Genomic DNA, 21,129 nt, shown 5'->3' with positions numbered 1-21,129 from the left:
GGATTTGATAGAATCCACCTTTTTTGCATAAACTTAAATTATGAACATATTCAGTTTATACAATACTAATCAACAATTAGTATTGCCAATAGATCTAGAAATTATGATACCAGAAACTGATTCTGTTAGATTGCTAAGCACAGTATTGGAGGGACTAGATTATTCAGAATTATATAATGCATACTCTACAAATGGTAGAAATCCAGCAATCTCACCAAAGACTCTTTTTATGGTATTAGTTTATGCAAACTTAAATGATATTCACAGTTGACGAGAGATAGAAAAAGCATGTAAAAGAGATATAAATTTTATGTGGTTACTACAAGGCGAAAAATCTCCTAGCTACTCAACTATATCAAGATTTAGAACTGGTAGATTAAAAAAATGTTGTGAAAATTTATTTTATCAATTTGTGATGAAATTAGGTGAGTTAGGTGAAATAGACTATAAAAATATATTTATTAATGGGACTAAGATAGAAGCCAATTCAAATAAATACTCATTTGTTTGGAAGAAAAGTGTTGATAAATTTGAAAGAAAACTTAAGAAAAAAATGATTGAAAAAGTTAATGAAATAAACGAAGAGTTTGGTAAGTGCTACGCTACCGATAGCGATAGCTTAAATGTTACTCTATATTCAGAAATAATTGATGATTTAAATAAAATAATTAATGAAAATAAGGAATAATACTAAGAATGAATAGGTCTATTCAAGCAGAGGGTACATTTGGGGTAATTAAGGAAGATCATGGGTTCAGAAGATTTTTACATTTAAAAAAAGAGGCCGCTACAAAATGATTAAAAATCATTTTGCAACAGCCCCTTTAAAATACTAATTATTATTTAATGGTTTCATTGTTGGGAATAGTATAACATCTCTTATTGATGCTGAATCAGTTAAGAACATTATTAATCTATCGATACCTATTCCTAATCCTCCTGTTGGTGGCATACCTGTTTCTAAAGCACTCATGAATTCTTCATCAATCATGTAAGCTTCATCATCACCAAGTTCTCTTTCTTTTTCTTGTTGAGCAAATCTTTCTCTTTGAACTATTGGGTCATTTAATTCAGAATATGCATTACATAATTCTCTACCAAATACGAATCCTTCAAATCTTTCAGTAAACATTTCATTTCCTCTCTTCTTCTTTGTTAAAGGAGAAATCTCTACCGGATAATCAATGATAAATGTTGGTTGAATCATGTGTTCTTCACAGAATTCCTCATATAAAGCATTTAACACTTCACCTTTAGTTACAGTATTTAACGGCTTAGAGAATTCTAAATTTTTTTCCTTAGCAACAGCTTGTGCATCTGCATCAGATTTAAATTCATTATAGTCAACTCCTGCATATTCTTTAACAGCATCAACCATAGTTATTCTTCTCCAAGGTGGCATGAAGTCTATTTCTGCTCCTTGATAAGTAACCTTAGTAGTTCCATTTACCTTCTTACATACTTCTGCAACCATGTTTTCAGTTAATTCCATCATATCATTGTAATCAGCAAATGCTTGATATAATTCAATCATAGTAAATTCAGGATTATGTCTTACTGACATACCTTCATTTCTGAAAGTTCTTCCTAATTCATATACTTTTTCAAAACCAGCTACAATACATCTCTTTAAATATAATTCTGGAGCAATTCTTAAGAACATATCTAAATCTAAAGTGTTGTGGTGAGTAATAAAAGGTCTTGCAGAAGCTCCACCAGCTATAGTAGCAAGCATTGGAGTTTCAACTTCTAAGAATCCTCTATTATCTAGGAATGTTCTTATTCCACTTATTATTTGACTTCTCTTTATAAAAGTATCTTTTACTTCTGGATTAGTTATAATATCAACTTCTCTTTGTCTGTATCTTAAATCTGGATCTTTTAACCCATGCCATTTTTCTGGTAATGGTTTTAATGACTTACTGATTAATTCAACAGTTTTAACTTTAACAGATACTTCACCTGTTTTAGTTTTAAATACTTCCCCTGTAGCAGCAACCCAGTCACCTAAATCATTAGTCTTATATTGTTTTAAAGCTTCTTCTCCAACTTCATCAATTTTTATGAAAAGCTGAATTTTTCCATCTCTGTCATATATATCAGAGAACACAACTTTACCTTGCCCTCTTTTAGACATTATTCTTCCAGCAACAGTTACTTCTTTTCCTTCTAATTCTTCGAAGTTATCTTTAACTTGCTTAGATGAATGAGTTCTTTTTACTTTATATACATCAAAAGGATCTTTTCCTTCTTCTTGTAATTTAACTAACTTTTCTCTTCTAAGAGATTCTTGTTCACTAAATTGTGACTCAAGCTCTTGTAAATTCATTTCTTCAGTTGACATTAGTATCCCTCCAATTAATCTCTTCTTATTCCTAAGACTTCAAACTTATTTATTCCGTCTGGTACTGAAACCTCAACTATATCTCCAACCTTTTTACCTACTAGAGCACTTCCAACTGGTGATTCATTAGATATTTTAAAATTCATTGGATCTGCTTCTGCTGAACCAACAATTGAATATTCTACCTCTTCATCAAAGTCATAATCTTTAACTTTAACAATAGAACCAACTGATACTACATCATTAGGTAATTCACTTTCATCAACAACTACAGCATTCTTTAACATATTTTCTAATTGAAGAATTCTTCCTTCTGTAAATGCTTGATCGTTCTTAGCTTCATCATATTCAGAGTTTTCACTTAAATCTCCATATCCTAAAGCTACTTTGATTTTCTCAGTAATTTCTTTTCTTTTTACAGTTTTTAAATATTCTAACTCTTCTTCAAGTTTTTTTACACCTTCATAAGTCATTATGAATTGTTTTGTTTGGCTCATATCTTTCTCCCCTTCGAACATTCACTTTACTGATGTCTATTTTAATAGATTATTATTCTTGAAATCATTTTAAATATTATAAATCAGCGTATTTAATATGTCAATAAACCTATAATTTGCTGATAGTATTCCTTGATAATTAATTTATATTCATTTTAATAATTTTTGCTATAATAATTATATACAAATTATTATATAATTTCTATATTTCTTAAACTTTCTCTATATTCCTCTAATATTTCCATAACTCTAGCGCTATCATCTACAGTATTTATTATATTCCTTATTTCACTACTATTATGTAATCCCTTAATATACCATGATGAATGTTTTCTCATCTCTCTTACAGCTTTATGCTCTCCATCATATTTAAGAGCTAATTCATAATGTCTTATACACATTTTTATCTTTTCTTCCGGAGTTATAATTAGAGGCTCTTTTCCTTTATACAGATTATCTATCTGTTTAAATATCCATGGATTACCCATGCTTCCTCTAGCAATCATAATTCCATCTACATTTGTTTCCTTTTTTCTCTTAAGCGCATCTTCTGCTGTAAAAACATCGCCATTTCCTATTACAGGAATACTTACGCTTTGCTTTACTTTAGCAATTATATCCCAATCAGCTTTACCTTCGTACATTTGCTGTTTAGTTCTTCCATGTACTGCAATAGCATCAGCTCCTGCTGACTCCATAACTTTAGCGAATTCAACTGCATTTATATTTTCATTATCAAATCCTTTTCTAAACTTAACAGTAACTGGCTTTGTGGAAACTTTTTTTATAGCTTCAACTATATTTCCGGCTAGCTTTGGATCCTTTAATAATGCTGAACCTTCACCATTCTTAGTTATTTTATTAGCAGGACATCCCATATTTATATCTAAAATACATATATCTTCCCTTGGGTTAAAATGCCTTTGTACCATTTCAGCCATTATTTGAGGATCATTTCCAAAAATTTGTGCTGCTACTGGCATTTCTTCTTCTGCTATTCTTAGTAAACTTTTAGTGTTTTCACTTCCATAATATAGGGCTTTAGCACTTACCATTTCAGTATATACAAGTTCACAACCCATTTCTTTACATAATCCTCTAAAAGAAATGTCTGTTACACCTGCCATAGGCGCTAAGAAAACTCCATTTTCAAAATTAAGGTTTCCTATTTTCATTTGTTTTACTCCTTATTTTTTTCGTATATAATTCTTAACCCCTCTAAAGTTAAACTTGAATCTACTTTATCTATTATATTCGTTTCTTTTGCTATTAAATTAGCCAATCCACCTGTAGCAATTACATATGGATTATCTATTCCAAGTTCATTCATTTCTCTTTTCATTCTTCTTACTATATATTCAACCTGCCCTATATACCCATATAGTATTCCCGCTTGCATGCTTGTTATAGTATTCTTACAAATAACACTCTTTGGTACTTCTAATTCTATTCTTGGTAGTTTAGCTGCTCTTTCAAATAATGCATCTGATGCAATTTTAACTCCTGGAGATATACATCCACCTAAATAATCACCTTCTTTTGTTACTGCACAATAAGTTGTAGCAGTTCCAAAGTCTAAAATAATTAAATCTCTTTTATAAATATCATGAGCCGCTACAGAATTTACTATTCTATCTGCACCAACTTCTTTAGGATTATCATATCTAATATTTATTCCTGTTTTGACCCCTGGCCCTACAACTATAGGTTCAATATTGAAGCTTTTTCTAACCATATTCTCTAAAGAATGCATTATATTTGGTACAACAGATGATATTATTATACCCTTAACCTCTTTAGGATTTAAATCATATTGATTAAGTAATTGCATAACTTGAATTGAATATTCATCTGAAGTTTTTTTCGTATCAGTGCTGATTCTCCAACTAACTATACATTCATTTTCTTTATATACACCTATAACTATATTAGTATTTCCAACATCTACTAATAAAATCATAAAAGCACCACCTTAATATAATTAAAGCAGCCTTTAAGCTGCATTTATTATCAAATATTACGTAACAATTTAAATTAACACTCTAATTTTAACAATTACATATTATTTGTCAAGTATTATATTTGTAAAATTTTAGAATAAACCTACTATTTCGCCATTTTGTAAAATATCTATCTTATTAGCAGCTGGAACCTTTGGTAATCCTGGCATTGTCATTATATCACCAGTAAGTGCTACTATAAATCCAGCACCATTTGATACTCTTACTTCTTTAACTGTTATCTCAAATCCTTCTGGTCTTCCAAGAAGAGAAGGATTATCTGACAATGAGTATTGTGTCTTAGCCATACATATAGGTAACTTATCAAGATTGAATTTTTCTAATTCTTCTATCTGCTTACAAGCTGCTGTAGTGTAATTTACACCTTTTGCTCCATATATTTCTCTGGCAATAGTCTCAATCTTTTCTTTTATTGTATCTTTTTCATCATATAAAACTTTAAAGTCAGCAGAATTATTTTCTAAGACATCACTAACTATATCTGCTAATTCTAATCCACCTTCTCCACCTTTTTCCCAAACATTACATAATGCTACTCTTACGCCTCTTTCATTACAGAATTCTTCAATAAATTTAATTTCAGCCTCACTATCACTGACAAATTTATTTATTGCAACAACAACTGGCACGTTATATTTCTTCATATTTTCAATTTGTTTCTCTAAATTTACTACACCTTTTTTAAGTGCTTCAACATTTTCATCATTTAAGTGAGCCTTTGCTACTCCACCATGATGTTTTAATGCTCTTATTGTAGCTACTACAACAACACATTCTGGCTTTAAATCACCATATCTACATTTTATATCTAAGAATTTTTCAGCTCCTAAATCTGCTCCAAAGCCTGCTTCTGTAATAACTACATCGCCTAAAGTCATAGCCATTTTTGTTGCTATTATAGAGTTACATCCATGAGCTATATTAGCGAAAGGTCCTCCATGAATTATTGCTGGGGTATTTTCTAAAGTCTGTACTAAGTTTGGTTTAATAGCTTCTTTCATTAATAATGTCATGGCACCTTGAACTTCTAATTGCTTTGCATAAATTGGATTACCGTCTAAATCATAAGCAACCATGATATTGCCTATTCTTTCTTTTAAATCTTGCAGGCTAGTAGCTAAACAAAGAATTGCCATTATTTCTGAGGCTACTGTTATCATAAAGCCATCTTCTCTTAAGAAACCATTTATTTTTCCACCCATTCCCACTACTATGTTTCTTAAAGCTCTATCATTCATATCCATAACTCTTTTGAATACTATTCTTCTTGCATCTATTCTTAGAGTATTACCATGATGTATATGATTATCTATAGCTGCACACAAAAGATTATTAGCAGTTGTTATAGCATGCATATCTCCTGTAAAATGAAGATTTATATCTTCCATAGGAACTACTTGTGCATATCCACCACCAGCTGCTCCACCTTTCAACCCAAAAACAGGTCCTAAAGATGGTTCTCTTAAAGCTACTATGGCTTTTTTATTTCTTTTATTCAAAGCCTGACCAAGCCCAATAGTTACTGTAGATTTACCTTCTCCTGCTGGTGTTGGATTTATAGCTGTTACTAATACTAGCTTTCCTTTTTTTTCTTCCTTACTTCTTTCTAGTACATCTAAAGATATTTTACATTTATATTTACCATATTGATCAATGTCATCTTCACTTAAGTTTAATCCTGCTGCAATTTCTCTTATATTTTTCATCTTAGCTTCTTGAGCTATCTGTATATCGCTTTTCATTTAGTATACCTCCACTACTAATTAACTTTATAATTAATTATATCATTGAAAAAAAATATTTAAAACATCAAATCGAATATTATTGTTGATTTTTATAATATTTTTCGTATTTTATTGATTCTTATTACTCTTTTTATATATTTAAAAATATAATGTATGTCTTTTCTTTATTATTTTAAAATTTCTCTTAAAAAAATAAGCTATATCAAAATATATCTTGATATAGCTCATTATTTTTAGTTGGCATCAAAAATTTCTTCAAACTCCTTGCCATCAATTTTTTCTTTTTCTAACAAAGTACTAGCTACTGCATGTAGCTTATTAACATTTTTCTTTAATAACTCTTCAGCAGTATTATAAGCATTACTAATTAAACTCTTAATTTCCTTATCTATCATTGCTCCTACTTCTTCACTGAAGTTTCTTCCTCTTCCTAAATCCCTACCTAAAAATACTTCATTGCTATCACTACCATATGATATAGTTCCTATTTTATCACTCATACCATATTCCATAACCATAGATCTGGCAATGGAACTTGCTCTATCAATATCATTCTTAGCACCTGTACTTATATCTCCTAAAATTAATTTTTCAGCCACACGACCACCTAAAAGTCCAACCATTTCATCTAATAACTTTTCTTTTGATGTATATGTCCTATCCTCTGTTGGAAGATGCATTGTATATCCGCCAGCCATACCTCTTGGAATTATACTTATTTCATGCACAGGATCTGAATTTTTTAAACATTTCATTACTACAGCATGACCTGCTTCATGATAAGCAGTAAGCTTCCTATCATGTTCACTTATTGTCCTACTTTTCTTTTCTGGCCCTGCTATTACTCTTGTTATAGCTTCTTCAAATTCATCCATGCCTATTTTCTTTTTGTTCTTCCTAACAGCTAAAAGTGCAGCTTCATTCGCTAGATTTTCTAAATCAGCTCCACTAAATCCTGGAGTTCTTTTTGCTAGAACATCCAAACTAACATCGTTGTCTAACGGTTTTTTCTTAGTATGAACTTCTAATACAGCTTCTCTACCTTTTCTATCAGGCCTACCAACCATTATTTGTCTATCAAATCTTCCTGGTCTTAAAAGAGCCGGATCTAATATATCAGGCCTGTTAGTAGCAGCTATCATTATAATACCTTCATTAGCTCCAAAACCATCCATTTCTACTAGTAATTGATTTAATGTCTGTTCTCTTTCATCATGTCCTCCACCAAGACCAGCACCTCTTTGTCTTCCCACGGCATCTATTTCATCTATAAATATTAATGATGGAGAATTTTTTTTAGCCTGTTCAAATAAATCCCTTACTCTTGATGCACCAACACCAACAAACATTTCAACAAAATCTGATCCTGAAATACTAAAGAAAGGTACTCCTGCTTCTCCAGCTATTGCTTTTGCTAGAAGTGTTTTCCCAGTACCTGGAGGCCCAACCAATAAAACTCCTTTAGGAATTCTTGCTCCCATTTCTACATATCTTGCTGGTTGCTTTAAAAAGTCAACAATCTCTTCTAATTCTGCTTTTTCTTCATCAGCTCCTGCTACATCATCAAAAGTTACCCTCTTATTATCAGGAGTAACCATCTTAGCTTTGCTTTTTCCAAAGTTCATTACTCCTCTTCCACTGCTTCCGCCACCCTGTGACTGTTGTGTAAAGAAGAAGATAAATACTACAAACAATATAATTATCATTATAGTAGGAAGTAGACTTACCCATATACTGCTATTAGACGGTGCAACATATTCTATTTTAATATCATCTTTAGGATATTGTTCATTTAAAAATTCAATCATAGAACTTGGTGCATATACCGTATACTTATTTTCATCCCGTGTTGTTACCTCAATAGTCATCTTATCAGAATTTACATTTATACTTTCAACCTGATCATTAATCCACTTTTGTTGAAAATCACTATATACCATTCTATTTGACACACTGCTTCCATCAAGCATGAAAGTTGCTATTGCAAAAAACAACAACAATCCTATTATCCAAATAGTTGCACTTGAATATTTTTTCATCCAAGGCCCCCCTTTCATCTAGTACTTTTTAACTATATATTTCTTCTTTTAATATACCTATAAAAGGTAAATTTCTATACTTTTCAGCATAATCTAAACCATATCCTACTAAAAATCCATCTGGTGCTTCAAAACCTATATACTTTACATTAACATTTACAGCTCTTCTAGCAGATTTATTTAATAATGTAACAATTTCTACTGAAGATGCACCTTTACTACTTAAATAAGACATTAAATATTTCAATGTAATGCCGCTATCAACTATATCTTCTACAATCAATACTTCTTTTCCTTCTATACTTCTATCTAAATCCTTAAGTATTTTTACTACGCCACTACTTTTTGATTCCTTTCCATAAGTAGATATTGCCATAAAATCTATTTCACAAGGATTATGTAATCTCTTTAGTAATTCTGATATAAAGACTACTGAACCTTTTAAAACTCCTACAAGCAATAAGTCTTTCCCCTTATAATCCTCGTCAATAATTTTAGCCAATTCTTTAGTTCTTATACTAATCTCCTCTTCACTAAATAAAATTTCCTTAATGCCTTCTTTCATAATACTTATTCCTTCCCTTCAAAAGATATTTTCAGCACTCTCTTAGTACTTTTTGTAATTTTAAAACTTTCAGAAACCTTATACCCAACTATCCAAGCTATTTCATCATCAAAGCATATAAGTGGAATAACGTCTCTTTCCTCTCTAGGAACTTTAAGATTAATAAAGATATCCTTTAGTTTCTTTGTACCCTTTATCCCTAAAGGTTTCATCTTATCTCCATCTTTTCTATTCCTAATTACAATTCTCTCTTCTATCTTATCATAATCAAAAAGTTTTATTAAGGCATTATTGGAAAATTCTACGTTTTTTTCTCTATCTATTACCTCCATTTTAATCATGTAATTTTTAAATTTGATTTCTTCAATTACACTTTCTTTCATAATAGAGACTTCACTTTCTTCTTTAGTGATTTTCATATTATTTTTCTTCTTAAATATAATATCTCCATAAGTATTTTCAGCTATGATACTATTAGTTAAATTTATACTTTTTCCTGTTCCTTTATTATATAAATCAATGACATCATATATATGTTTCATTTCAAAATTTTGATGACTTTTGGATATTTCTTTAAAAGCTCGCTTTATCACTCTCGTTACTATTGCTTCTTTTTCTTTTACAAAAAGATTTTGTTCTATAACTATCTTATGATTTGTGCATTTACAATACTCTTCATAACATTTATTAGACTGCTCTTCAATATATTCATTATCCTTGCTTAATATTAATGCCATCCTATTCAAAGTATCTATAATATCCTTATTAAAGTTTTCTTTCATATAAGGAAGTATATCCAGTCTCACTTTATTTCTGCTATAAATTCTCTCCATGTTACTTTTATCTATTCTTGGCATTAAATGATTTTCTGCACAATAGCTTTCTATCTCACTACGATTTAAACAAAGTATAGGTCTGATTATTCCTCCTTCCCTTACAGCCTTTATACCTACTAATCCTTCTAAACCAGTTCCTCTCATCATACGCATAAGTATTGTTTCTGCTTGATCATTTGCATTATGAGCTACAGCAATTTTATCATATCCGTATTTTTCTTTTATTTTTTGAAATGCCTTATAACGTTCTTCTCTACCAGCCATTTCTAGAGATATACTATTTTCACTGGCTACTTTGTTTATGTCTATTCTCTCTATATAGCAGTCTATTCTTAATTTTTCACAGATATCATTTACATATCTTTCGTCTTTAAGTGCTTCTTCTCCTCTAAGCATATGATTTATATGTATAGCACCTAACTTTATATTTAACTTTTCTTTAAGGCTATACAATATATGTAAAAGACAAACTGAATCTGGACCACCAGACAAAGCTACTAGTATTTTTTCTTCTGCCTTTATCATGTTATTATCTATAATGAAATATTTAACTTTTTTAATCACTTTATATCCCCTACTTTGCTTTATATTTTCATCCTTAATAATACCTTTACATTTTTTTAAAGTAAATATATAAATCTAATATAAAATATTAAAGAAGGGACTAATCCCCTCTTTTAATATAATGAATATAATTTTGATACCACTACTGTCATATCATCCATTACCTTTCCATTACTTAATTCTTTTGCCTTATCTAAGATATCTCTTGATAATTGCTCAGGATTAGTTGCTGCCTTCTCTAAATAAGTCCTCAACCATGAATAATCACCAATATTATTTTTATCTACATCTAAAATTCCATCACTGATGGTTATAACAATATCTCCATGCTTTAACTTCTTTTTCTTCTTCTTGTATTCAATTTCTTCCACAGCTCCAAAAGGTAATGAATTATCACTTATTACCTGAACATCTTCATACCTCTTTATAAACGTTGCCACTGCCCCTGCTTTTATAACTGAAAGTTCTCCGCTATATAAATCAACCATGGACATGTCTAATGTTGTAAATTTTTCATCTTCACTAAATTTCATATTCATAATTGAATTTATAGCTTTTATAGCTATTTCTTCATCATATCCACATTTTATAAATTCATCAATTATATCTATGGCAACACTACTTTCTAACCCTGCATCAGGACCTGATCCCATACCATCACTTAAAGCTATTACATAAATTCCATTTTTATTTTTACCAAAATTAAAACTATCTCCTGAAAATTTTTCTCCATCTTTTGGTATTGATGCCACATATGATAACATATGATACTTAGGACTTTCTTCAATAACCACTGAACACTCATTAGTTTCTGGATTTATCCTGCAACCTTCATCACTTATAGAAAAAGGTACTCTTAAAACTTCCTTTAAAATAGGAAGTATTGCTTTTCCACATATATTTTCTCCATAGCAATTTTCCATAAGCATTTTAATCTTTAACCTGCCCTTTTTATCAGTATAAGAATATATATTCTTATATGCTATATTTTTTCTAGACACAGCTTTCTTAAGGACTTTATCCAGCTCATAACAATTATCTACATCTCTTGTAAATTCCTTTATTACATCATCCATCGCCTGAGATATGCCAGCAATATTTTCTGCAATAAGTTGTCTTCCTTCACCCATTCTTTCTTTTAAGACTTCATTAACAGTAGTAGTATTATAAAATTCCTCACAACTCTTAATTAAAGTATTACTTTTAACACAATTTTCTTTAAGGTTTTTATTTATCTTTCCTTTTCCTTGTTCGAACATCTCAATGAGTTCTGAAAATTCAAAGAAAGTTTTATTTAATTCCTTTCCCCAACACTTGCTGTTCATTTCACAATTACTACATACTCGATCTGCAAGATTCTCTATCATAGCTGAGCTTTTATCTTTTACTAACAACTTATGATTTCCTGATAATTTATTCATAGATTTAGATAATCTATCTAATATTTTTTTTAAGTTTTCTATTCTTTCTACAAATTCACTCTTAACTCCATCTATCTGTGCTTCATTTATTATCCTATTTTTTTCTTCATTACTTAATTCCTGCAAAATACCCTCTATAAACTTGGCTGGAGTTAACAACATAATCACTGCTGGCACTGCTATTTCCACTGCTCCATATATATTTATTGTTACTGAATATCCTACTATTATTGAACTTACAATTAAATACGCCAAAGCCGAAAATATTTTACCAGTTTCTTTAAACACACCAACAACTAGCCCACAACAACTATATAAACTTATAAAAAGTAATATATTTTTACTGGTTACACCTACGATTATTCCCATGGTTACTCCAATAACTGTTCCTATTGATGCTCCTCCTGCATATGCTATTACTATTATAATAGCCAAAGCTGCGATATTTCTTATACTTACACCGAAGCAAGCAATATTTCCAATCCCTGCAACCATTAAGCATAATACTATGGCCATACTTATCAATTCTTCCATATTAAAAAAATAATTATGCTTTATTTCATCTAAACAACTTATGCCATAATTAACAACATAAAATACTGGTATTATGCTTAAGCTTTCAATTAATGCAAAGGCTATATTAACAGATAAACCTTGACTACCAAAAATACTTTCAATTATTAAGAATTCTACTACACATATTATACATATATTATTAGTCTTAATTCTTCTCCCTGCTTTATCTGCTATATAGAAAATCAATAGTATTGAAATTGCTAAAATAGGATATACATATGAATCAGCATCATTACTATAAACACTTAACCCCCCTATAATCACTCCAAAAAAAGCAATTATAGTCTCTTTACTTCTTCTTTTATTTATAACTGAAATCAAAAATGCCATACCAAAAGGTGTAATAGTCAATCCATCCACCACTCTAAACTTTACCCTACTTAACATAAATCCGCATAATAATATAAGTATAATTTTAGCTGCTGTTAATTTATATTTAGTAATTCTATCTTTTTTACTATCAATTCTCTTATATACCGAAACCCCTGCATCATATTGCATTTCAATCACACCTTTCTTAACAATAACTTAATGATATCATTTACCATTAAATTATTATGTCATTTAGTGTTTTCCAGTATTTTTTTCGTAAGACATTAATTTTCCATTTTCATTTTATCATGCTAGTTTTTTTATTTTATTTCTTTTATATTCATATTTTTTCTTCTTTAAATAAATACTTTTTGTCGTAATTATCTATTTTTTATTATTTTTATGAAAAGAAAAAAGAGACTCAAATAAAATTTGAATCTCTTGGTGCTGAAGACCGGAATCGAACCGGTACGGTATCGCTACCGCAGGATTTTAAGTCCTGTGCGTCTGCCTGTTCCGCCACTTCAGCTTATTCTTACTTTTCGTCGCCGCCTGACGACAAAATTAATTATATATTATGTTTTATAACGTGTCAACATTTTTTCGCTATTTTTTTTATTTTTTTGCGACTTTTTATGTAACCCTAATAAAATAGCTATTTGAGAACAATATTTTCCCTATGTTAATAATAAAAACACAGAAAAAATTCTGTGTTCTTATTTATATATTAAATTAAAATATTATATTTCTATCTAAAAACCTTTTTTATTTCTGCTTCTAAATTCTTGATGTTTTTTAAAGTCTTGTTGTCTTTCTTCACTATCTTTTAAGAATCTAGACATTATATCTTCAAATTTTTCTCCAGATTGAGCTTTTTTCTTTTCTTGTTTCCATTCAATTTCCGCTGGCTTTGCTGACTTTTTAACAACATTTGCTTGCTTTATTGATAAGCTTATCTTTCCATTATCATCTATTGATATTACCTTCACCTTAACTTTATCTTGTTCATTAAGATGCTCTCTTATATCTTTTACAAAAGAATCTGCTACTTCAGATATATGAACTAAGCCTGTTTTTCCTTCAATTTCTACAAAAGCTCCAAAATTTGTGATATTTACTACTGTACCTTCTAATATGTTTCCTGCCATTAAGGTCATGTTACAAAGAATCCTCCTTAAATTTTATTAATATATGTTATTAAAATAATAACCTTTTTAATCTTAAATAATACTATTCTTAAGGCTCTAAACTTTCTATAACTTGCTCACCATCTTTGATTAACCCTAATCTTTCTCTAGCAAGCTTTTCTATATACTCATGATTAGATTGAGCACTTTCAACTTCGGCTTGTAACTTTTCATTTTCTTCTTTTAGCTGATTTAAATTTTGCCTTTCCACTGAAAGATTTTCTTTAATTCTTTTTAGAGCAACTCCTTGTCTAATCAGACTAAATATAAATACAGCAAAAATCACAATTATAATTACTTTATTTAATGTAAGCCTCTTTTTCATAAAATAGTACCTTCTTTTATATAATATAAATATATTTTAAACATTCTAACTACTTTATTCAAGTAATTTTTTGAGTATTTATCTTTTTCCTGTAATAAAAGAAAAAATCAGTTTTGCAGCATAGCATACATTATTTAGCAATACTCTTACTACTTTTGAAATAAAATCAAATATAGACCTTTCAATAGAAATAAATGTTGGACTAATAAACTTCATATAAATAAATATTGCCAAAATTATAAATATATACACATATGCTCCCAAAAAAGCATAATCAGTATATAACAAAAATGTAAATACTATCATTGCTGCTAAAATACTAAACAATATATCTTCAATAACAAGGATAGGTTTTGGTACCTTGCTTCCTCTAATAATTCTATATAAATCAAACATTCCGCCTGTTAATAATCCTGATAAAAACGAATATACTATTATACTAAATTGAATATTTATTGGTAATGGCATGCTCTCACCTATTTAAATAGCCTTCCAATTATACTTTCTTTTTCTTTCTTAATCTCCTTGCTACTATATATCATTGCACTTATTTCTCCCACAATGATCACATCACCATTTTGTACATCTAGTTTATTCATTTTTAATCCTAAACCTTTTATCGTTAAAGGACCTAATTTAGTATTTAGCATTATTTTTTCTTCATCAAAGCTTATTACTTCAACTATTCCAGTCATAGTAAGTTTTTTTCTACATTCTAAAATTAAGTTTCCTCTATTATCTTCTAACTTACTATTTTCAACCTTTTTCTCCATTATCTACTCCCCCATATATTCCTTATTTAAAATATATGAAAGTAGCCTATAATTTATTCTTTATCTTCTTCCCCTTCAATTATTATATACATTTCTTTGGCTTCTTCTTTTCTAACATGCTCAGCTATATTAACTATCTTAGCTTTAAGCTTTCTTGTAGCAAAAGTAATTTCAATTATATCCCCTTCTTTAACATCTGTAGATGGTTTTGCTACCTTATCATTTATAGCAACTCTTCCATTTTCACATGCTTCCTTAGCTATAGTTCTTCTTTTAATTATTCTAGATACTTTTAAGTACTTATCTAATCTCATTTTCTCTTCCTCCAAACACTTCTTTGTAATATTTATTTTATTATATTTTTTCTATATATTAAAATAAAAACCCGAGAAAAACTCGGGTTCTTATAAAAAATTATTTGTTTACTCTATCTTTAAATTCTTTACCTGCTTTGAATACTGGAACTGTTGATGCAGGAATAGTGATAGTTTCCTTAGTTCTTGGGTTTCTACCTTCTCTAGCAGCTCTTTCTCTTGTTTCGAAAGTACCAAATCCTATTAATTGAACTTTTTCACCACTTTCTAAAGCTTCTTGAACTGAATCAATAAATGCCTTTAATGCACTTTCTGCATCTTTTTTAGTTAATTGGCTTTTTTCAGCCATGCTAGTAATTAATTCTGCTTTATTCACAATTACATCCTCCTTAAATAAACAGCTATTTTTTATTGTAGTTAACTGTTATACCTATGTACTATAACTACATTACCTTATTATATAACCACTTTTAACACTAGTCTATAGCAATACAGCTATTTTTCTATAAAAATGTAGCTATCACAACATTTTCATGTAGCATAGTTCAATAATCTACTTTAAATTAAATATTCTCCATAAATCTTGAAATTCCTTTTAACAAACAGTATTATTCATTATTTTTAGCTTCATCCCAAAATTTATTTAGTTCATCAATAGACACGTCCTTCATAGATTTATTATTCTGCAATACTTTATCTTCTACGTATTTAAACCTTATTGCAAATTTTTTGCTTGCTTTATTTAAGGCTTCCTCTTCATCTACCTTCAATAATCTAGCTAAATTTACACATGCAAACAGTAAATCACCAACTTCATCTATTATTCTTTCCATATTATTAGAATTATATTCAGTTAATATTTCGTTTAATTCCTCTTGAACTTTAGCTGCTGCTTCTAATGTATTTTCAAAATCAAACCCAACTCTTGCTGCCTTCTTTTGTACTTTATGTGCTTTTAATAAAGCTGGCAAAGCATTGGCTATAGCATCTATCTCTTCTGATATAGTATTAAACTTCTTTTCCTTACTCTTTATATCATCCCAGTTTTTAAGCACCTCTTCACTTGTATCTGCAGTTTCATCACCAAACACATGTGGATGTCTATATATCATCTTGCTACATATTCCATCCACTACGTCAGATAGATTAAAGTAGCCATCTTCCTCTCCAATTACAGCATGGAAAATTACATGAAGAAGTACATCACCTAGTTCTTCTATTAATAAGTCTATGTCATCTTTTTCAATGGCATCCATCACTTCATAACACTCTTCTAATAATTGATTTTTAATGCTCTCATGAGTTTGCTCTCTATCCCATGGACAACCTTCTTCACTTCTTAATGTTCTTATTAAGTTTACAAGATCATATACATCTTTCTTATTCTCAAGATTTTTAGGAATATATACAGACGTAAGATAATCTATATCTTCTTGCATATCCAGCTCATATAGCAGTATCTTTCTTACACTTTCCTCACCCTTTATCCCTGCTGCTCTTACATAATAAATTTCTGTATCATCATTATAATACTCTAAAAGTTCTAACTTTACTTCTGACGCAATTAAAGGATTATATACCTGTGTTATAATTGTCCCTATTCTTTTATCAAGAACCTGATTTTTAATATCAAATGCATCAATAACCTTTAATCCTTCTATTGGATCAATCTTAAGAACATCCATCATTGCATCAATAAAGCTTACTGCTGGCAATATTTCATATGTTATATTATTTTCATCACAAAGCTTCATTAAGTTAAATACAGATCTTTCTGCTACAAGAGGATGCCCTGGAACAGCATATACAAGTTCCCCTTTTTCTTGATAATTGCTAATTAAATCCTTTGCAATCTTTTCATAAACTTCGTCAAAACTATCACTTGTTTCATAATAGTTATCACAAGTGTTAAAATCCTTTAGTTTTCCCTTTAAATAATCAACGGTAGGATGCTTTTCTGTTCTAAAGAAAAGATTGTCACTATCTTCTAATGCTTTAATTGCTCCATATGTTAACGCTTCTGGAGCTCCTGGACCAAGACCTACTATCTTTATCATAAACCTTTCTCCTTTTGTATTTCTTTTAATTATTTTTTTACTAACCTGCCTTTTATATCTTCTAAACGAAAGACTTTCAAAAGCATAATTGCTATCATATATATAATAATACCCACAAATATTGCTAATAAGCAAGAAATACTATCACTTTCTATGGACTTCATCACTTTCACATAAGTCATTACTACGCCTGCAGACATAGCAAGTGCTGCTGCAAGAGGTTTAAAAAAACAATTATAGTAATCTATAGTTACCTTAAGCTTACCTTTTAAAGATATCATATTAAGCATTGCCACAGTTATATATGCCCCTATACTTGCTATGACTGCTCCATATATATTTATCTTAGGTATCGGTACTAAATACCATGTTAATAGCACCTTTACTAAGCACCCTATAAATAAGTTTATAACAGGTCTTATATAATGATTTGATGCTTGCAATACAGATGTAGATGTTTGAGTAATTATTATGAATGGTATGGAAAGTGAAAGGTATCTTAATATTTCTATTCCTTGATAATTCTTAAAGAAAATTAATTTCATGATAGGTTCTGCCAAAAAGAATAATCCTAAAGTGCTTGGAAAAGCTATCACCGTTGACAGCTTCATAGACATATTTATCTTACTTTCCATGCTCTTCTTTTTATTTAATATAAAGCTTTCAGCAATGATTGGTATTAATGAAGTACCAATTGCCATAGATATTGTTAATGGTATATTTACCAAAACTGATGCTTTACCTGTAAGTTGTCCATAAAGTATGGTTGCATTAGCTTCGCTTATACCACTTAATAAAAGTTTTTGCGGCACAAGTATTGAATCTATCAAGCTCATTATAGTTCCCACTGTAGTTCCAATAGAAATTGGAATAGCTATTTGAAGTATTTTATTTAATACTTCTGGATTACTCTTAACTTTCTTTATTCCATTTTCCTTTCTTACTTCAGAATATTTAATATATAAATATGCTAATGCTAATATGCCTCCACCTGCAGCCCCAAGTGAAGCACCTCCTGCTGAATATTCAATACCCTTTGGTAAAAGAATTATTGCCATCCCTACCCCTACTATAACTCGTCCCATTTGTTCTAATATTTGTGAAACTCCCGTATGTGTCATGTTCTGCATACCTTGAAAAAATCCTCTGAACACATTTACAAATGATATCATCATAGGTGCAAAAGAAATAGCTATTAATGAATAGTATGATTTAGAATTCCATTTAAGAAATGATATTATAGGTTTTGCTAAGAAAAATAATAATAAAGATGTGCCTATACCTAGTGTTGCCATTAAATAAACTGATTCTTTAACAACTTCATAGCTTCCTTCAATATCTCCCACAGCATTTTTTTCAGAAATCATTTTAGAAATTGCAATGGGTACTCCTGAAGCCATCGCTACAAAAAACATATATAAAGGATATGATAATTGATAATATCCAATTCCAGTATCGCCTATAAGCATTATTAACGGCCATCTAAAAAAGAAGCCTAAAAATTTCGCAATAATTCCAGCTAGTCCAAGAATTATGCTTCCTTTAATCAAAGATTGCTTCTTCATATTTAATACCTCCAAACTTATATTACTAATTAATTCTTATTTCAAGCCTAGAGGTATTATGCCTTTTATTTTTTCTTTTCCTCCTTTCACCGCAAGTTTTCTTTGTATGTTAATTACTTTTATTGTTCCATTTGTTTTCCTAAAAAAGCTGCTGCTGTTTCTGCAAGTTTCAATTCTATCTCGCTGAATTTCTCTCCAGGAGTTTTAGAAAGTATCATTACTGCACCAATAGCATCACCTTCAGCTATGATAGGTGCTATAACTTGATTGCTATACTCTCCTACATCTTCATCGTTATGTAAAGGTATTGTCTTACCTTCTTCAACAATTAAAGTGGCTTTTCTCCCATCCATAATTCCTTCTAATTCATTACTTATTTTTCTTTCTATATAATCTTTCTTTGATGCACCACTTACTGAAACAAAAGCATCTTTATCTGCTATTAATATTATATGTCCAATTGCTTGCTGTAAGCTTTCTGCATATTCTTTTGAGAAATCAGTTAATTCACCAATTGGAGAATATTTCTTTAATATTACTCCACCTTCTCTATCTGTAAAAATTTCTAAAGGATCTCCTTCTCTTATCCTTAAAGTTCTTCTTATTTCCTTTGGTATTACTACTCTTCCTAAATCATCAATACGTCTTACAATTCCAGTGGCTTTCATTTCTACGAGCTACCTCCCTTTTTCATTTGACTAGTATTTACGCTATTATTATTTGGAGTATTAGAAATTTTATGCACTTATACCCATTATTTATAATGGGTAGTCTAGAGAGGGTTTAATTCTAACCTATTCCAACATATTTAAATTCTGAATTCTCAGTAATGAATAATAAATTCAAGAAATTTTTATCTATATTTATTCAAAAAAATAGTGCAGGAAACTACTCCTGCACTACTAATTATGAAAGCTTATCTTCATAAGTTTTAACTTTTAATTCTTTTTTCCACTCTTCTAATTTAGTATTATAAACTTCTTTCTTCTTTTCAGTTAATAGCTTTTCTTTAATGCTGTCTTTAACTTCATCAAAACTTTTAACTGTTGATTCTTTCACAACATTTGTAGCTTTTATTATATGATACCCAAAAGAACTTTTAACTGGAGCTGAAATTTCACCTTCTCCAAGTTTTTCAAGTCCTGCTAGGAAATCTGTATCATAACCAGATTTATCATATTCAACTGTTCCTAAACTTTCTGATATAGGATATACTCCTGCTGCTTTATTTCCTGAGTATTTTTCAAATAATGCATCAAAAGTAACTTCACCTGAATCAATTTTAGCTTTTGCTTCATTAGCTTGAGCTAGAGCTTCAGCATCTGCTGCCTCCTTATCTTCATTATTAGACTTAAATAATATATGGTTTGCTGTAGCAGATGGTTTTGTTGTGTAATTAGCTATATTAGTATTATAGTATTTTTCCACTTCTTCATCAGATATAGTAACATCTTTAGTCATATATTCTGTTACTATTTCACTAATTACTTGAGTTTTCATAAATTCTTTGAAAGTTTCATCAGTATATCCATAATACTCTAAAGCTGATTTGAATGCTTCCTCTCCACCATAAACACCTTTTAATTCTTCTGTTTTCTCACTTATTTTACTTTCTAATTCTTCATCTGAAGGAATTAAATTTAGTGCTTTTGCTTTTTGAGACATTATCTGTTCATTAACTAATTGATTTAAAACTTGAGTTCTTACAGTCTTTAATTGCTCTTTTAAAGAGTCAGGTATAGATGATTCATAATCTTGCCCATAAGTTTGTTTTAAATTGTCTATATCAGCCTTTAACTCTGAATCAACATCTCCAAGTGTTATATTAGTATCTCCAACTTTAGCTAATACAGTCTTAGCTTTTGATTCAGCTGTTTGTTCTATCATATTGCAGCCTACAACTGATAATGACATAACAGATACCATAGCTGCTGCTACTAATTTCTTTACTTTTCCCAAAGTTACTCCCTCACTTTACATCTTTTTTA

General features: G+C 29.8%; 20 protein-coding genes, 1 tRNA gene and 1 pseudogene. 2 read left to right on the top strand and 20 right to left on the bottom strand.

All coding sequences use genetic code 11. From position 1 onward, the window contains the following. Positions 1-40 precede the first annotated feature (40 nt). A pseudogene (locus tag Q5O29_RS12035) lies at positions 41-554 on the top strand (transposase); the annotation flags it as partial. Between the two features lie 142 nt (positions 555-696). Further along, on the top strand, positions 697-798 hold the full coding sequence (locus tag Q5O29_RS12030) for a hypothetical protein (RefSeq protein ID WP_022211410.1): 102 nt from the start codon (positions 697-699) through the stop codon (positions 796-798). 34 nt (positions 799-832) lie between these two features. Here Q5O29_RS12030 and lysS read toward each other — a convergent pair whose 3' ends face one another. The 20 genes from lysS to Q5O29_RS02210 all read right to left on the bottom strand — a co-directional run bounded on the left by lysS (position 833) and on the right by Q5O29_RS02210 (position 21,100). Next, complete coding sequence (gene lysS / locus Q5O29_RS02305; RefSeq protein ID WP_022211409.1) at positions 833-2,344, bottom strand: lysine--tRNA ligase; 1,512 nt, start codon at positions 2,342-2,344, stop codon at positions 833-835. A gap of 14 nt (positions 2,345-2,358) precedes the next feature. Continuing rightward, positions 2,359-2,841, bottom strand: coding sequence for a transcription elongation factor GreA (gene greA / locus Q5O29_RS02300; RefSeq protein WP_022211408.1), 483 nt, complete (start codon positions 2,839-2,841; stop codon positions 2,359-2,361). Positions 2,842-3,032: 191 nt separating this feature from the next. Continuing rightward, a complete protein-coding gene (gene dusB, locus Q5O29_RS02295) occupies positions 3,033-4,016 on the bottom strand; it encodes a tRNA dihydrouridine synthase DusB (protein WP_022211407.1) in 984 nt (327 codons plus the stop codon). A 5-nt stretch (positions 4,017-4,021) separates the two neighbouring features. Next, complete coding sequence (locus Q5O29_RS02290; protein ID WP_022211406.1) at positions 4,022-4,801, bottom strand: type III pantothenate kinase; 780 nt, start codon at positions 4,799-4,801, stop codon at positions 4,022-4,024. A 132-nt stretch (positions 4,802-4,933) separates the two neighbouring features. Then, complete coding sequence (locus tag Q5O29_RS02285; RefSeq protein ID WP_022211405.1) at positions 4,934-6,604, bottom strand: formate--tetrahydrofolate ligase; 1,671 nt, start codon at positions 6,602-6,604, stop codon at positions 4,934-4,936. 236 nt (positions 6,605-6,840) lie between these two features. Continuing rightward, on the bottom strand, positions 6,841-8,646 hold the full coding sequence (gene ftsH, locus Q5O29_RS02280) for an ATP-dependent zinc metalloprotease FtsH (RefSeq protein WP_022211404.1): 1,806 nt from the start codon (positions 8,644-8,646) through the stop codon (positions 6,841-6,843). Between the two features lie 28 nt (positions 8,647-8,674). Further along, on the bottom strand, positions 8,675-9,211 hold the full coding sequence (gene hpt / locus Q5O29_RS02275; protein ID WP_022211403.1) for a hypoxanthine phosphoribosyltransferase: 537 nt from the start codon (positions 9,209-9,211) through the stop codon (positions 8,675-8,677). 5 nt (positions 9,212-9,216) lie between these two features. Next, positions 9,217-10,611, bottom strand: coding sequence for a tRNA lysidine(34) synthetase TilS (gene tilS / locus Q5O29_RS02270; protein ID WP_022211402.1), 1,395 nt, complete (start codon positions 10,609-10,611; stop codon positions 9,217-9,219). Positions 10,612-10,724: 113 nt separating this feature from the next. Then, positions 10,725-13,109 carry a stage II sporulation protein E gene (spoIIE, locus tag Q5O29_RS02265; protein ID WP_022211401.1) on the bottom strand — a complete coding sequence of 795 codons (2,385 nt, stop codon included), beginning with the start codon at positions 13,107-13,109 and terminating at the stop codon, positions 10,725-10,727. Between the two features lie 253 nt (positions 13,110-13,362). Continuing rightward, positions 13,363-13,449, bottom strand: a tRNA-Leu gene (locus tag Q5O29_RS02260). A gap of 223 nt (positions 13,450-13,672) precedes the next feature. Continuing rightward, complete coding sequence (locus Q5O29_RS02255) at positions 13,673-14,077, bottom strand: S1 domain-containing RNA-binding protein (protein ID WP_022211400.1); 405 nt, start codon at positions 14,075-14,077, stop codon at positions 13,673-13,675. Between the two features lie 79 nt (positions 14,078-14,156). After that, positions 14,157-14,432, bottom strand: coding sequence for a septum formation initiator family protein (locus Q5O29_RS02250; protein WP_022211399.1), 276 nt, complete (start codon positions 14,430-14,432; stop codon positions 14,157-14,159). A gap of 78 nt (positions 14,433-14,510) precedes the next feature. After that, the gene (gene yabQ / locus Q5O29_RS02245; RefSeq protein WP_022211398.1) at positions 14,511-14,900 is read right to left on the bottom strand and encodes a spore cortex biosynthesis protein YabQ; all 390 of its coding nucleotides are present in this window, start codon (positions 14,898-14,900) and stop codon (positions 14,511-14,513) included. An 8-nt stretch (positions 14,901-14,908) separates the two neighbouring features. Further along, positions 14,909-15,205, bottom strand: a complete 297-nt coding sequence (gene yabP / locus Q5O29_RS02240) for a sporulation protein YabP (RefSeq protein WP_022211397.1) — start codon at positions 15,203-15,205, stop codon at positions 14,909-14,911. A 53-nt stretch (positions 15,206-15,258) separates the two neighbouring features. Continuing rightward, positions 15,259-15,519: an RNA-binding S4 domain-containing protein gene (locus Q5O29_RS02235; protein WP_022211396.1), complete on the bottom strand. Its 261-nt coding sequence runs from the start codon at positions 15,517-15,519 to the stop codon at positions 15,259-15,261. Positions 15,520-15,619: 100 nt separating this feature from the next. Then, positions 15,620-15,895, bottom strand: coding sequence for an HU family DNA-binding protein (locus tag Q5O29_RS02230; protein WP_022211395.1), 276 nt, complete (start codon positions 15,893-15,895; stop codon positions 15,620-15,622). Positions 15,896-16,127: 232 nt separating this feature from the next. Further along, positions 16,128-17,576 (bottom strand): nucleoside triphosphate pyrophosphohydrolase, encoded by a 1,449-nt coding sequence (gene mazG / locus Q5O29_RS02225; protein WP_022211394.1) that lies wholly within the window; start codon positions 17,574-17,576, stop codon positions 16,128-16,130. A gap of 29 nt (positions 17,577-17,605) precedes the next feature. Continuing rightward, on the bottom strand, positions 17,606-19,141 hold the full coding sequence (locus Q5O29_RS02220; RefSeq protein WP_022211393.1) for a polysaccharide biosynthesis protein: 1,536 nt from the start codon (positions 19,139-19,141) through the stop codon (positions 17,606-17,608). A 119-nt stretch (positions 19,142-19,260) separates the two neighbouring features. Further along, on the bottom strand, positions 19,261-19,809 hold the full coding sequence (spoVT, locus tag Q5O29_RS02215) for a stage V sporulation protein T (protein WP_022211392.1): 549 nt from the start codon (positions 19,807-19,809) through the stop codon (positions 19,261-19,263). 238 nt (positions 19,810-20,047) lie between these two features. After that, complete coding sequence (locus tag Q5O29_RS02210; protein WP_022211391.1) at positions 20,048-21,100, bottom strand: peptidylprolyl isomerase; 1,053 nt, start codon at positions 21,098-21,100, stop codon at positions 20,048-20,050. Between the last annotated feature and the right edge of the window lie 29 nt (positions 21,101-21,129).

It is taken from the genome of Clostridium sp. CAG:265 (genome assembly GCF_000436575.1).
GTDB lineage: Bacteria > Bacillota > Clostridia > Clostridiales > Clostridiaceae > Clostridium > Clostridium lentum.
Note: the sequence above shows the minus strand (reverse complement) of the source record. Positions and strands in the feature narration are given on the sequence as shown.